The 14,268-nt window shown below is 55.7% G+C and carries 15 protein-coding genes; 10 read left to right on the top strand and 5 right to left on the bottom strand.

The genetic code is table 11. The annotated features are described in order from the left end of the window. The first annotated feature begins 150 nt into the window (after positions 1-150). Both ACOVRA_RS13885 and hfaD read left to right on the top strand, forming a co-directional pair. Entirely contained in the window at positions 151-1,182 is a 1,032-nt protein-coding gene (locus ACOVRA_RS13885; RefSeq protein ID WP_421720821.1) for a cupin-like domain-containing protein, read from the top strand. A 135-nt stretch (positions 1,183-1,317) separates the two neighbouring features. Next, positions 1,318-2,547 carry a holdfast anchor protein HfaD gene (gene hfaD / locus ACOVRA_RS13880; protein ID WP_421720820.1) on the top strand — a complete coding sequence of 410 codons (1,230 nt, stop codon included), beginning with the start codon at positions 1,318-1,320 and terminating at the stop codon, positions 2,545-2,547. A gap of 70 nt (positions 2,548-2,617) precedes the next feature. On the opposite strand, the gene ACOVRA_RS13875 is transcribed toward hfaD, so the two are convergent. From ACOVRA_RS13875 to ACOVRA_RS13860, 4 genes are all read right to left on the bottom strand, one after another. Next, the gene (locus ACOVRA_RS13875) at positions 2,618-3,568 is read right to left on the bottom strand and encodes an Hsp33 family molecular chaperone (protein WP_421720819.1); all 951 of its coding nucleotides are present in this window, start codon (positions 3,566-3,568) and stop codon (positions 2,618-2,620) included. After that, positions 3,565-4,497: an ornithine carbamoyltransferase gene (gene argF / locus ACOVRA_RS13870; RefSeq protein ID WP_421720818.1), complete on the bottom strand. Its 933-nt coding sequence runs from the start codon at positions 4,495-4,497 to the stop codon at positions 3,565-3,567. The genes ACOVRA_RS13875 and argF overlap by 4 nt, the downstream gene beginning before the upstream one ends. A gap of 24 nt (positions 4,498-4,521) precedes the next feature. Continuing rightward, on the bottom strand, positions 4,522-5,697 hold the full coding sequence (locus tag ACOVRA_RS13865) for an aspartate aminotransferase family protein (protein WP_290802127.1): 1,176 nt from the start codon (positions 5,695-5,697) through the stop codon (positions 4,522-4,524). A gap of 152 nt (positions 5,698-5,849) precedes the next feature. After that, positions 5,850-6,656, bottom strand: coding sequence for an ABC transporter permease (locus ACOVRA_RS13860; protein WP_421720817.1), 807 nt, complete (start codon positions 6,654-6,656; stop codon positions 5,850-5,852). A 159-nt stretch (positions 6,657-6,815) separates the two neighbouring features. Between ACOVRA_RS13860 and ACOVRA_RS13855 the strand changes: the two genes are divergently transcribed. From ACOVRA_RS13855 to ACOVRA_RS13820, 8 genes are all read left to right on the top strand, one after another. Beyond that, positions 6,816-7,397, top strand: coding sequence for a GbsR/MarR family transcriptional regulator (locus tag ACOVRA_RS13855; RefSeq protein WP_421720816.1), 582 nt, complete (start codon positions 6,816-6,818; stop codon positions 7,395-7,397). After that, a complete protein-coding gene (locus ACOVRA_RS13850; RefSeq protein WP_421720815.1) occupies positions 7,375-8,157 on the top strand; it encodes a DUF4166 domain-containing protein in 783 nt (260 codons plus the stop codon). The genes ACOVRA_RS13855 and ACOVRA_RS13850 overlap by 23 nt, the downstream gene beginning before the upstream one ends. Then, positions 8,150-9,655 carry a TIGR01777 family oxidoreductase gene (locus ACOVRA_RS13845; RefSeq protein ID WP_421720814.1) on the top strand — a complete coding sequence of 502 codons (1,506 nt, stop codon included), beginning with the start codon at positions 8,150-8,152 and terminating at the stop codon, positions 9,653-9,655. The genes ACOVRA_RS13850 and ACOVRA_RS13845 overlap by 8 nt, the downstream gene beginning before the upstream one ends. A 141-nt stretch (positions 9,656-9,796) precedes the next feature. Then, positions 9,797-10,627, top strand: coding sequence for a dihydropteroate synthase (gene folP, locus ACOVRA_RS13840; RefSeq protein ID WP_421720813.1), 831 nt, complete (start codon positions 9,797-9,799; stop codon positions 10,625-10,627). Positions 10,628-10,680: 53 nt separating this feature from the next. Further along, entirely contained in the window at positions 10,681-11,487 is an 807-nt protein-coding gene (gene thiD / locus ACOVRA_RS13835; protein ID WP_421720812.1) for a bifunctional hydroxymethylpyrimidine kinase/phosphomethylpyrimidine kinase, read from the top strand. After that, positions 11,484-12,059 (top strand): nucleotidyltransferase family protein, encoded by a 576-nt coding sequence (locus ACOVRA_RS13830; RefSeq protein ID WP_421720811.1) that lies wholly within the window; start codon positions 11,484-11,486, stop codon positions 12,057-12,059. The genes thiD and ACOVRA_RS13830 overlap by 4 nt, the downstream gene beginning before the upstream one ends. 1 nt (position 12,060) lies before the next feature. Continuing rightward, a complete protein-coding gene (locus tag ACOVRA_RS13825) occupies positions 12,061-12,879 on the top strand; it encodes a PhzF family phenazine biosynthesis protein (protein ID WP_421720810.1) in 819 nt (272 codons plus the stop codon). A 60-nt stretch (positions 12,880-12,939) separates the two neighbouring features. Then, complete coding sequence (locus tag ACOVRA_RS13820) at positions 12,940-13,152, top strand: DUF3126 family protein (RefSeq protein WP_290802122.1); 213 nt, start codon at positions 12,940-12,942, stop codon at positions 13,150-13,152. A gap of 66 nt (positions 13,153-13,218) precedes the next feature. On the opposite strand, the gene ACOVRA_RS13815 is transcribed toward ACOVRA_RS13820, so the two are convergent. After that, complete coding sequence (locus tag ACOVRA_RS13815; protein WP_421720809.1) at positions 13,219-14,013, bottom strand: PhoH family protein; 795 nt, start codon at positions 14,011-14,013, stop codon at positions 13,219-13,221. Positions 14,014-14,268: the final 255 nt, after the last annotated feature.

The following is a 14,268-nucleotide window of genomic DNA, read 5'->3' as shown; positions in this document are numbered from 1 at the left end:
CGACACCCGCGATAAAAGCGTCTCACGCTCACTCCGCGGCACAAAGAACTAAGCCTCGTTCCAAACAATCATTGACACCATGACAAAGAGCGGCCCAAACAGGGCCGCTCTTTTGCTATCAGCAAAGCGAAACGGATGGGGAAAACCTCGATGGCTGCGGATTGGTCACAATGTAAGCCCGTCAAGACCTATGAAAACGTTGATCTGGCGCTTTTCCAGAGCACGATCCAACCCGCTCATAAACCTGCTATCCTGCGCGGTCTCGTGCGCGACTGGCCGATCGTCCAAGCTGGCTTGATTTCGGATCAAGAGATCTGCGCTTATGTTAGCCGACACGCGACAGAGGCGCCGGCAAATTGCTTTTTTGCGCCGCCGGAAATCAAAGGGCGCTTTGGATACGGGCCTGACCTTCAAGAATACAACTTTGATGTGCGCTCTGCCTCTGTTGAAACCCTTTTAAGCATTTTGTTACGACTGCGCGACGTCGAGAACCCGCCGAGCATGTATGCAGGGGCTTTACCCTTCCCACAATTTTTCCCCGCTCTCTCGATAGAATGTCCGATGCCCTTATTGGGTCCCAAGACGGCAACCAAGGTGTCATTGTGGATTGGCAACCAAACTCGCACAGCCGCGCACTGGGACCTTCCGCAAAACTTAGCCTGTGTGGTGGCTGGCAAGCGTCGATTTACCCTGTTCCCGATTGAAGAGCTGAAGAACCTTTATATTGGCCCGCTCGATCATACCCTAGCAGGCCAACCCATCTCCTTGGTGGACTTCAAGGATCCAGACCTAACAACCCATCCGCGCTTTGCGGACGCGATGAAGGCGGCCAAGATTGCAGACCTGGAGCCGGGGGACGTTCTCTATATGCCAAGCTTATGGATTCACCATGTCGAATCCTTGACCCCCGTTGGCATGCTGGTGAATTTCTGGTGGCGAGATGGACCAGAGCATTTAATCACCCCAAGCTTGACCCTTCAGCATGCACTCCTGACCTTGCGCGACTTACCCAAAGCAGAAAAGCAAGCTTGGAAGGCGGTCTTCGACCACTACATCTTCCAGTCGGACGAAGACCCCATGGCCCATATCCCTGAGCCAGCACGCGGCGTTTTTGGTCCAATCACGCCCGACAGCCTCGCCAAAATCAAAACACGCCTCCGTCAGTCGCTCGACTCGGACTAAGGCAGCTGCATTTTTCCCACTTTAGGAGAATTCTTAAGGCCAAACTCCCTTCGTTGGCACGAAACCAGCAACCCTACTCCCAACACCGGCCAAGTGTGCCGGAAAGAGACAGATCTCAAGATCGTGGAGTAGAACATGGCACAGGCAAAGTATCTCATCGCAACTGCAGCCGTCTTGGCGTTTATCCCAGCTATCGCCAGCGCACAGCATGCGCCTTATGAAGTCCTGAATGGCCAAGTCCAAATGGGCGATGCCGTTGCTACTCTGAACGTCGAGTTCCAAACAAGCCACGGCACCGCTGCCAACAACCTTTCTGCTGGTAATACCATGTCGGCTAAAGCGGTTGAGCAGAGCATGAATGTATCCAACACTCAGACGCTGCGCGGCACTGTCTCGGCAACGAATTTGGTGACCGGCCAGAATGCACGTGGTGTCACGCAAAGCACTGCCGTCGCCCACGGCAATGCTGCTCAAGTTGAAGGCTGCTGCGCCACCATCGGCATTGATTCAACCCAAACGGCACAAGCTGGCACCAAGATCACCGCCACTTCGAACATCAACGTCGGTTCGGCTGACTATCTCATCTCTGGTGCTCAAGCCACGGCGAACAGCTTTGGCAGCTTCACCAAGAATGGCTACACCCAAGGCAAAGTGACCCAAACCAGCGCTGCAAAGGTTGACGCTTCTTCGAAAGTGACCGCTTGCTGCAACAATGGTGCAATCTCGTCCAACGCCATTGGCGCGGCGAACTCAGCCCGCTGGGAAGGTGAATCGGCCACGATCTTTGCTGAAGTTGACCAAAACAACACCGCTGAAGTCACCACCACTTCGACCGTTGACGTCAACAGCGCAACCAATGTTTCAAGCGGTGCAGCTGCCGCCGGCAACTTGGCCGAAATTCAAAATAAATGGGGCTATGCTCAAATGAGCGGCTCGCAGAACAACAGCGGCAATGTTTCTTCGAGCTCTGTTGTCAATCTCGACAATTTCGAAGGCTTTGCAATGACTGGCTCCAACTCGGTTGGTAACTCGGCTCTGTTGTCGAACTTGGGCTCGGACGTTTCAATGTTCATGGACCAAAACAACAGCGGCAATGTCTCGGCAACCACCAACTTCTCGGGTGCATCGGCCAATGGCGGCGTAGGCCAAGCGACTTCGTCTGCAGTTGGCAATGCCATCACCGCTTACTCCTGCGCTTCGTGCGGCAATGAGAGCGTTTTGGTTGAAGGCCGCACCACTCAATACAACAGTGGCAATGTAACCGCGACCACCACGTTCAACGGCGGCAACATGGGCATGATCTCGGCTAGCGCATCGGCAATCGGCAACAGCGCTACCTTCGTGGCTCAACGTAGCGGCCACTAAGCTTTCCTGAACACGAAACAAAAAGGCGGCCCGAAAGGCCGCCTTTTTTGCGTTCCGATGGGCTCGAAATTCAGAGCAACTCTTCGGGCCGCACGTCAAAACTTTTGTTGCAGTATTCGCAACGGACCCGGATGAGACCGTCGGCCTCAATCATGTCCGACGCAGCCTCTGCCCCGAATTGCTTGAGCAGAGCGAGAATCCGCTCGCTAGAGCAGGTGCAGGCTGTTTCGATGGGCCGGGCTTCAAATAGACGCACGCCATCTTCGTGGAACAAGCGGAATAGCAAGTCACCAGCTGACAAATCAGCATTGATCAACTCACGGTCTTCCAAGGTTTCAAACAGGATTGAGGCATGCTCCCATGCCATCGCGGTGTCTCCACGCGCACTGTCACCGGCGACCTGCTGAATTAAAGCCCCACCTGCCCGCCATTGTGACCGGCCTGCTGGGCCTTGGGTCTCTGCGCAAGCGATTCGGATCCGGGTTGGAATTTGCTCGGACTGGGCAAAATAGAGTGCCGCGGCTTCCGCCAATGTATCGCCTTCCAGCGCGACCGTACCTTGATAGCGGTCCATGTCATCGCCTTGATCCACCGTCATGGCAAAGAGGCCAGGTCCAATCAATTCAGGCAATGTCGGCTCAGCATTTTCAGCCAATAGCTTAGCCAAAGCCACGCCATCCACATTGGCGTAACCGCGAAGCGCACCATTGGTTCGATACTCTGCGACGATGAAGCGGACCGGACCTTCAAGGCCATTCTCGCCTTGCACCTGAATGATGAGCTTGCCATCGAATTTCAGCGAGGCCCCGACTAAAGCCGCCAAGGTGAGCATTTCGCCCAATAAACGCGCGACACAATCGGGATATTGATGACGCTGCAGGATTTCATCGACGGTTGCCGGACCCAAACGCACTATACGGCCGCGTACCGGTTCGCCATCGATTTGAAAGGCCGCGACAATATCGTCGGCGGCTGCCATCAAGTCTGCGTCAGGATCGGAGGGATTGGCATCAAACGTCATTGGCTCGCCCCTTGCGCCAAGCACCAAGTCAGAACAGCTTTTTGAGCGTGGATCCGGTTCTCCGCCTCGTCAAAAATCCGACTTTGTGGGCCATCCATCACGGCATTGGTCACTTCCTCGCCGCGATGGGCGGGCAAACAATGCAAGAAAATCGCCTTTGGCTTAGCTTTCGCCATCAAAGCCTCATTGACCTGATAGGGCCCGAGCGCCTGCATACGCTCACCCACATTGGTATCGCCCATCGAGACCCAGGTGTCGGTCACCACGCAATCTGCGCCAGTGATCGCCTCTGCAGGGTCGTCAAACACCTCAACAACAGCCCCAGCGGCACGCCCAGCCACCAAAACCTCTTCAGAAGGTCGGAAGCCTGCCGGGCAAGCCGCAGCCACCTGGAAGCCCAGTTTTGCGGCAGCGTGGATAAAGCTGGTCAGCACATTATTGCCATCGCCCGCCCAAGCGATCTTCGCACCTTTCAACGTAATGCCCGCTTCTTCCAAAGTCATGAGGTCGGCCAAAATCTGGCATGGGTGCGAGAAATCGGTCAAAGCATTGATGACCGGCACGGTTGCATATTCCGCCAATTCCAAAAGGCTAGCGTGACTATTGGCGCGCAAGGCAATGACATCAACCATGCGCGACAAAACACGCGCGGTGTCAGCAATGGATTCACCCCGACCCAATTGGCTGGTTGCAGCATCCATGACCAGCGTCTGTCCACCCAATTGGCGCATCGCCGCATCGAAAGACACGCGCGTGCGGGTTGAATTTTTCTCGAAGATCGCTGCTAGCACGTGGCCAGCGAGCGGCGCATCGGCATCGACTTTGCCTTTGGGCCAGCCTTGGCGCGCCCGTTTACGCGCATGGGCCTCATCGAGAATAGCCCGAACCTCCTCTGGGGTGAGGCTATCAATATCCAGAAAGTGACGCATAGCGAATTGTCCAGTCAGGCCGATTTAAGCGGCTGCTTTAACCTCTGCCTGGGCAGCAGCCAAAGCTGCATCCAGAATGGAGATGGCTTCAGAAACATCGTCTGGCGACACGATCAAAGGTGGGGCCATCCGCAAGACATTCTGGCCAGCGGTACCAACCAGCATCCCGCGCTCAAAGCACAATTGGCGCACTTTCAAGGGGTCGATGGTCAACTTCAGGCCGGCCAACAGCCCCTTGCCGCGCACATCAACCACGAGATCTGGATACCGATCTTTCAGGCCTGCCAAGGACTGATGCAGGTGATTAGAGATATCACGCACATGCTCAAGGAATTCAGGCTGGTTGATCTCGTCAAAGGTCGCGTGGCCCACAGCCATTGCCAAGGGATTGCCGCCGAAAGTCGATCCATGCACGCCACGAACCATGCCGCTGGCTGCTTCTGCTGTGGCTAAGCAGGCCCCCATTGGGAAACCACCACCCATGCCTTTTGCAACCGCCATCACATCCGGGGTAATGCCAGCCCATTCGTGGGCGAACAATTTGCCGGTCCGCCCAGCACCGGATTGCACTTCGTCGAAAATCAACAGGATGTCATGCTCGTCGCACAAAGCGCGCAAGCCCTGCAAGCACTCGTTTGGCACTGCGCGTACGCCACCTTCGCCCTGGACAGGCTCTAAGATAATGCCAGCCGTTGTGGGGCCAATCGCCGCCTTCAGCGCTTCATGATCGCCGAATGGCAATTGACGATAGCCTGGCAAAGGCGGGCCAAAGCCTGCCAGATAATTCGGGTTGGCCGCAGCATTGATCGCACCATAAGAGCGGCCATGGAAAGCGCCTTCAAAGCCCAAAATCTCAATCCGCTCTGGATTGCCCTTGGCCGAATGATATTTGCGGGTCAGCTTCAAGCAGGCTTCAATCGCCTCAGTCCCAGAATTGGCGAAAAATACGACGTCAGCAAAAGTGGCATCGGTGTATTTTTGTGCCAGTGAGCGCTGAAGCTCTGTCTGATACATGTTGGACATGTGCCAGATTTTGTTCGCCTGCTCCGTCAAGGCTGCCACCAGCTTTGGGTGGCAATGGCCGAGACTGTTGGTCGCAATCCCTGCGATGAAGTCGAGATAGCGCTTACCCTCAGCCGTAAAGACTTCGACGCCTCGCCCTTGCACGAAATCGGCTGGGGCGGGGGAATAGACGGGCATTAACGGGGCAGCGCTCACGGATCATTCTCCAAGTCATGGGCCAAATCATGGGCCAAATCATGTATGTGTGCCGATTGGAGCAAACGAAAAAGGGCCCAGCCTCTGCTAGGTCCCTCGTTCGAAGCCAAATCGGACGGGGGCCTTTTACAGCCTTATGCGCGCATGCGCCACCCCGTCTTGAACACCCGCCAACAGGTGAAGACCAGCACAAGGCTGATCAGGCCAGTCGACATTGCGCTCGTCATCACATCGGCATCGGCATGTCCTGTAAAGCCATAGCGAAAGCCATCAATCAGATGAAAGACCGGATTCCAGAGTGACATCGTATGGAACGGTTCTGGCAGCACCTTGATGGAATAAAATGTGCCCGACAAGAAGGTCAAAGGCGTGATCAAGAAGCTGGTGACAAAGGCCAGATTATCGAACTTATCCGCCCAAATCCCACCCAAGACACCAAAAGCGCCAAACATGATCGCCCCGGTCAAACCGAAATATAACGTCCAGCCGATATGCTTGGGTATCACATTGGCAAAGATGGTGATCGACACGGCCATGGCGAGCGCCACCAAAAGCCCTCGCGTTGTGGCCCCAGCGATAAAGCCAGCGGTCAGTTCCCCAGCCGACAAGGGCGGCATCAAGAAGTCCACCGTCGTGCCTTGAACTTTTGCGACAATCAAGGACGACGAGGAATTGGCGAACGCGTTCTGAATGATCGACAACATGATCAGACCAGGTGCCAAGAAGTCCGCAAAGGGGATGCCGCTCATCATCCGCTTGTCCGCCCCAAAGGCCATGACAAACACCACCATCAACAGCCAAGTGGAGACAACTGGGCCAAAAATCGTTTGAACGGCCACTTTCCAAAAGCGGCGTACTTCGCGCTGATAGAGCGTTTGCAGGCCGATCCAATTCAAAGCGCCATAGGCGCGCGGTGCTGGGGGAGTCGCAAGTTGAGTCATGCTGCTAGTTTGACCTCACAGCGCTGTGAAGGAAAGGCCTTTCGCACACCCCGAACAGCTTGCTTACAGAATGTGCGCCACAAGCAAGGATCAAGGAACGCCAAGTACCCCCAAAAAAACGGGCTTGACATTGCTCGAGGAATGGCAGATATTTCTGTCATGACAGAAATTACAAGCACTACAGACAAACTCCCGGCCGCGGTCGAAGCCTTCGTTCTTCATTGGGGCGACCTTGGTGGGCAATGGGGCGTCAATCGCTCCGTCGCACAGATTCAGGCACTCCTGATCTTATCTGAACGGCCCTTGACCGCCGAGGAGATCGCCGAAAAGCTCGGTATGGCGCGTTCCAATGTGTCTAACAGCATCAAGGAGCTTTTGAATTGGAAGCTTGTTATGCGGGTGCCCGTCATGGGTGACCGACGCGACTATTATGTTGCCGAAACCGACCTTTGGCAGATGGCAAGCAAAGTGGCTCAAGGTCGTAAAGAACGCGAGATTGATCCGATGGTCACAGCCATTCGTGCAGCCATGGAACATGCAGACGACCCCAAGATCAGCCCGGTTGTCCGTGAGCGCTTGAAAGGCATGCATGATTTCATATCGACGGTGGAAGGTTGGTATAGTCAGATGATCCACGTTCCGCCTCAGCAAATCATGGGTTTGATCAAGCTTGGGTCGAAAGTCGTCAGCCTCCTCAACTTTGTCGGGCGTAAGGATAATGCGGACAAGGGAGACGGATAAAATTTGCCATTTAATTTCTCTGATTACAGAAATAACTAATCATACAGGAGACGGGGACATGCGCAGCACGGCAAAGCTTAAATCTGAAAAACAGGCGACAACGCCTGCCGTTACGAGCACCGTTGACTTAGCAGACCTGCGCTTTCGCAACCTGCTCGGCAAGCAGGGCTGGGCCCAATTGCCAGATGCCGTTCGCCTTCGCTTTGGCAAGCGCTTAAACGCCGGCGAATCTGCAACCTATGCCGGACAAGTCCTCACCTGCCGGATGAAAACCAGCGGATGGATGTTAGCCCAGGCCAGTCGCCTTATTGGTGCCCCCTTGCCATTGGATCGAGACAGTGGTGTCGCAGCTATTGTCAGTGTTACCGAACATGGCCCTAGCGGGGGGCAGACTTGGACCCGGATCTATGCCCGTAAGCGCGGCTTTCCCCAGGTGATCCATTCAGCCAAACGATTTGCGGGACCAACAGGTCTAGAAGAATATCTTGGTGGTGGTTTCGGGATCGCATTGTGCGTCAGCCCAATTGAGGGTGGGATACGTTTTTCCAGTGATCACTATTTTTTACAAATCGGACGTTTGCGACTGCGCATTCCGAACCTGCTCGCACCCGGACTATTGACCATCGATCATGCCGATTGTGGTGGCGGCACATTCACTTTCACGCTCGCCCTGCGTCACGCATTGCTTGGTGAAGTCTTCTTTCAACACATCCATTTCTGCGACCAAGCCAATGAGCTAGGAGGCCTCAATCATGACTGACATTCTCTGGATGTTTATTTTTGCGCAAATGATGATGGGTGCGTTTGACACCATACATCACCACGAGGGCACAGAACGCTTGGCTTGGCGCCCATCACAACAGGTAGAGCTAAACCTGCATGGCGTGCGCAACTTGGCCTATGCTTTGATGTTCACAGCGCTGGGTTGGTTCGAGCCAATGGGCCTGTGGGCAAGTGCCCTGTTGGCGTTATTGGCTGGCGAGTTACTGATCACGCTATGGGATTTTGTTGAGGAAGATCGAACCCGCCACTTGCCCAGCAGCGAACGGGTGACCCACACATTGCTGACCCTCAATTACGGCGTCATCTTGGCGATGCTGGTTCCTTGGCTGATCGGGCTGGCGCAGCTGCCAACGGCACTGCCTACAAGCTATCACGGCATCATGAGCTGGTTCTGTGCCATTTCTGCTGTTGGCGTTATCTTCTCCGGTTTACGGGATTTGCATGCTGCACAGCGGACAACTCGGTTGACGGAGCGCGCCCCCGCCACCCTCGCCACCGCGCTTCCGCCACAGCAAACGGTGCTGATTACTGGTGGCACCGGGTTTATCGGCAGTCGGTTGGTGACAGCACTCGTCGCGGCAGGGCACCAAGTGATGCTCTTGACCCGAAACCGCGCAAAGGCAGGGCAGCTTACTGCCGCAAGCCCTGTGCGGTACATTGAGTCACTGGACGAAATCACCAAGGAGACGCGGATCGACGCGATCATCAATCTAGCGGGTGAACCCATATCTGATGGGCTGTGGACGAAACGAAAGCGGCTATCCATTGTTCGGTCACGCCTTGCGACCACCTATTCCATCTTGCGCCTTATCGCCCGGCTTAGCCACAAGCCTTCAGTGTTCGTCAGTGGCTCAGCCATTGGCTGGTACGGCCTGCGCGGGGATGAAATGCTCACGGAGGCAAACACTGGTGCCCCCTGTTTCTCACGCCGCGTTTGCGTCAGCTGGGAAAGAGCGGCTGGGCGCGCAGCAAATTACGGTGTTCGCACCGTCCTTCTAAGAACTGGGCTGGTTCTAGATCGCAGCGGTGGGATGCTGGCACGCTTGCTCGCGCCCTTCGAATTTGGGCTCGGTGGCTGGTTTGGTAACGGGAGCCATTGGATGAGTTGGATCCATCGTGACGACATGGTGCGGCTCATTTGCCATGCCGTCGCCACCGAAGGTTTGGCAGGCCCGCTCAATGCGGTTGCGCCAGAGCCTGCAACCAATTGCGACTTCACAGCCGCCCTAGGCAAGGCACTCAGCCGGCCCGCAATCATGCCAATCCCCCGTTGGCCTCTGCAGCTTTTGCTGGGTGATTTTGCCGAGGAACTATTGTTAAGCGGTCAGCGGGTGTACCCGAAGGCTGCACTCGAAAGCGGGTTTGTGTTTGAGTATGCAACCCTTGAAGCGGCCTTGGCACAGATTGTTGGTGCGCCTCACCCTTTCACTTCGAGGCGGCCTGTCCCCGAGCGACTGACGATACTAAAGGTCTAACCCTGAAATGCGTACCAAGCAGCCGGGCGTATAATTGCCAGCAGGTCACCCGCTGCATGACGAGCCAGGGTGCATATCAAACGAGGCCTTTCGCACACCATACCCTGTCATTGAGCGGCAAACTTGCTTAGTTTGCCACTCATGAATCCATTCCTAGAAGCACTTGCCCAGCCAAACAGACCTTTGGTGATGGGCGTGATCAATACCACGCCGGACAGTTTCTCAGATGGCGGCCAATTTTTGAGCGTCGACGCGGCCCTTGAGCAGGCGCGGAGACTGATCGCACAAGGGGCAGATATCCTCGATATTGGCGGCGAAAGCACCCGACCCGGCTCTGATCCGGTCGATACAGGCGAAGAATTTGCGCGCGTCTTACCGATTATTGAAGCGATCCGGCGGGAGAGTTCTGTTGCCATTTCCATTGATACCCGCAAACCCGAAATTGCCCGCGCCGCTGTCGCGGCCGGAGCCGACTGCTGGAACGATGTTTCGGCGTTGACCTTTGCACCAGATAGCCTCGCGACTGCTGTGGAACTGGATGTACCCGTTGTGCTGATGCACGCCCAAGGCGATCCGAAGACTATGCAGCAAGACCCGCACTATCGCGACGTGACGGGCGAGGTTTTGAACTTTTTGGTTGGGCGCATTGGCCAAGCCATCCAAGCTGGTCTGAAGCTCTCTAACATCATCGTCGATCCCGGCATCGGATTTGGCAAAACCTTAGAGCATAATCTGACTTTGTTGCGCGACTTGCCCCGTTTCGTCGCGCTAGGTCGGCCCGTTCTGGTTGGGGCCTCGCGTAAGCGCTTTATCGCCGCCCTCGACCAGGGTGCCGAAGTGGGCGATCGTTTGGGCGGCTCTGTTGCAGCAGCTCTATTTGCAGCCCAACATGGCGCACAGATCCTGCGGGTTCATGATGTCGCCGAGACCCGCCAAGCCCTGACCGTGCAAACAGCCCTGTTAGACGTTTAACGGCCTCGATTTGGCCCATTCAATCTCCTAGTCCAAAATTGAGAGGCAAATTCATGACGAGCGAACCCAAAGGCCGCGTTCTGATCGTGGCGGGCAGTGACAGTGGTGGCGGTGCCGGCATTCAGGCCGACATTAAGGCCGTCACAGCGCTGGGTGGTTTTGCCATGACGGCTGTAACGGCCATCACTGTGCAGAATACGCTGGGCGTGTTCGACGTGCATCCAATTCCTCTCAAAGTTATACGGGACCAGATTTCTTGCGTGGCAAGCGATCTGGGCGTCGATGCGGTCAAAACCGGTATGCTCGGCAGCATCGAGACCGTTGAGACGGTTGCCGAAGCCCTGGAAGCTTACACCAGCTCCGTACCCCGTGTGATAGATCCCGTCATGGTAGCCAAGGGCGGTCATCCTTTGCTGGAGGATAAGGCCGTCGCCGCTGTGAAGAGTTTGATGATTCCGCTTGCAGGCCTGTTGACCCCGAATGCCCCCGAAGCTGAGCGCCTTGCCGATGTTGCTGTTGATGGGATCAATGGTCAGCGGCGGGCAGCTGAGCGCTTGTTGCGGTTGGGTGCTTCTGCTGTTCTGGTCAAAGGTGGCCATATTCCTGGGGCTCGCTTCACCGACCTGTTGGCCACGCAAAAGGGTGAAGTCTTCTTTGAGGCCGAGCGGATTGATACAAGTTCCACCCATGGAACTGGCTGCACCTTGGCGAGTGCGATTTCTGCTTTGTTGGCGCAGGGCGTAGAACTTGAAGAAGCCGTGGAGCGTGCACGGGCTTATTTGGTCGAAGCCATTAAGCGCGCACCCGGCTTTGGCAAAGGCCATGGCCCCCTCAATCATGCTTGGCCCTTCCAGAAATGAGCGAGACCCTTGAGACCCGCTTAATCGACATGGTGCGTGCCAGTCCGAAAGTGATGGAGGTGCTGACCCTTGTTCGCGACGCCAATTTGCCAGACTGGCGGCTTGTCGCGGGTTCCATCTATGGCACGGTTTGGAATGCCCTGACGGGAAGGACCGCCGATTATGGCATCAAGGATTATGACATTTGCTACTTTGATCCAGACACCTCTTGGGACGCCGAAGACCGCGTTATCAAGGCTGTCGACGAACTTTTGCCGGAAGCCTTGAAGCCCTTGGTCGAAGTTCGCAATCAAGCCCGCGTGCATTTGTGGTTTGAGCAACGCTTTGGCAGCCCCTATGCGCCTTTGAGCTGTACCGACGAATCGCTGGAACGCTATTTGTGTTTCAGTGATGCCATTGCGGTTCGCTTAGAGGCTGATGACAGCATCAGCCTCGCAGCCCCGTTCGGGCTTGAAGACATGTTCGCCATGACCTTACGCCCAAATCCAAAGCGCGGGGCCACAGGCAATACCAAAGCCAAAGTGGCCGGCATTCAAGCCCGTTGGCCGGAAGTTCAATTCAAGGAAGCCTGACATGCGCCAGTTTCTCGTTGATGCCTTTGCCTCAAAGCCCTTCACCGGCAACCCCGCTTGTGTGGTGGAGCCGTTTGATGTGTGGCCCGATGCAGCTTGGATGCAGACTTTGGCGATGGAGAATAATCAGGCCGAGACCGCCTATCTCTTGAAAACCGACGACCCCGCCCGCTTCGGGCTGCGTTGGTTTACGCCGGCGCTTGAGATTCCCTTGTGCGGCCATGCGACTTTGGCCTCCGCCCATGTTTTGCTGAACGAATTGGGGGTTCAGGCCCCAGTCCTTACCTTTGACACCATGAGTGGACAATTGACCGTGCGGATGCTGGATGATGGCCAGCTCGAGCTCAACTTCCCCGCCAATCCCCCACTCCAAATTGAGACCCCGGCAGGTTTAGCGGATGCTTTGGGCGCTGAAGTGATTGAAACTTGGGTCGGCAATTATGCCGTTGCCATTGTGAAGAATGAGACCGTCCTGCGAGCCCTTAAGCCAAACCATGCGGAGATTGAACGGATTTGTTCAAAGCATCTGGTACGGGATCGGGGCAATCTGATGGTATCTGCCTTTGCGGATCCCGGCGCCGACTATGAAGTGGTTAGCCGCTTTTTTGCGCCGGGTTCTGGCATTGCCGAAGACCCTGTGACCGGCTCTGCACATTGTATCATCGCGCCCTTGTTCTCCGACAAGTTGGGCAAGTCGAGGATCGCCTATTTCCAAGCCTATCCCGGTCGCGGTGGGGCTTTGACCTGCGAAGTTGTCGGTGACCGCGTGCTCTTGCGCGGGACGGCAGTGACTGTACTCGACGGGCAATTGCGGGTTTAGCCCTCTTTCTTGTTGGGCCACTTCCCCCTAAACCCGTGGTCAAATTCTTGGAGAGGAATGATGGCAAATCCTGAGTGGAAGCGCGTTGAAGCGCATATGAACCGGGTCTTCCGCACGAAGGACGTGATCTTGAAGCCACGTGCCGGGGTGAAGGATTCGATGGAAGTGTATTTGGGTCCTGAATTCCTGGGCACCGTCTATATCGATGAAGATGAGGGCGAGACCTCTTACATCTTTGAAATGGCCATTCTGGATATTGATCTGGAAGAATAGTCGCACTTTCGCAAGACAAGATTTAGCCCGCCACAGAAGCTCTGCGGCGGGCCTTTCTTTTGCAAGTTAGAGCACGCTTAACATGCTGGCGACCAAGGGGTGGCGCACGATGTCGACATCGGCCAATCGAACCACCGCCACATCGTCAAGCCGATCCAGCGCATCAGCAATTTGGCCAAGGCCGGAGAGTTCTGGCAAGAGATCCGTCTGAGCAGGGTCGCCCGTTACGACCATGGTCGAATGCCAGCCTAAGCGCGTGAGCAGCATTTTGAGTTGGCCATAGGTGCAGTTCTGCGCCTCATCAATCACGACAAATGCGTTGTTCAGCGTCCTGCCCCGCATGAAGCCAATGGGGGCGATTTCAATCAGGCCTTCCACCATCATCGTCTTCAGGCGCTTTGGGCTCAAGCGATCGGACAGCGCATCCATCAAGGGCCGCAGATAAGGTGCGAGCTTTTCTTCCATGTGACCGGGCAAGAAGCCAATCGACTCGCCTGCTTCAACTGCAGGCCGCGACAGCACAATGCGCGATACTCTGCCGGCTTCAAGCGCCTCCACAGCCTTTGAGATCGCCAAATATGTCTTGCCCGTGCCCGCTGGGCCAATCGCGACCACCAACGGGTTTGAATCGATGGCGTCGAGTAATTTCTCCTGACCCGCCGTGCGGGGTTTAACCTTCTTCAAGAAGCTCTGATCGCGGTCCAGACCATCATCCTGTGCCGTTGGGTTCCAGCCAAACAGCGCCCGTACATTCGATTCTTCCTGTGTGTAGGAGCCATGTTTCGAGCCCCCCAAGCTGTGCGATTGACGCGACTGCTCTGCTTGATCACGGGTGCGACGGACTGCTGGGCGTTTAGCCATAGACATGCTCCTTCAGGACTTGCTTCGTGGAAACAAAAAACGCCGCAGACCCTGGGGCTGCGGCGCGCATAGAATTGTTGATTTTCAACAAGACGCTTAGAGAACCAACCCGAAGGTCGGCAGGGTCTGGATCATGAATGCTCGCTCGTGCGATCACTAAGCCCCCTAATCACGCGAGAACCGAAGACCTCTTCGACCTCGCCGCGAATCTCTGTTGCGATGTCATCCTAGCAGAGTAAATGAGTTGTTAACGTC

It is taken from the genome of Aquidulcibacter sp. (assembly GCF_049239865.1).
In the GTDB taxonomy this organism is placed as follows: domain Bacteria; phylum Pseudomonadota; class Alphaproteobacteria; order Caulobacterales; family Aquidulcibacteraceae; genus Aquidulcibacter.
Note: the sequence above shows the minus strand (reverse complement) of the source record. Positions and strands in the feature narration are given on the sequence as shown.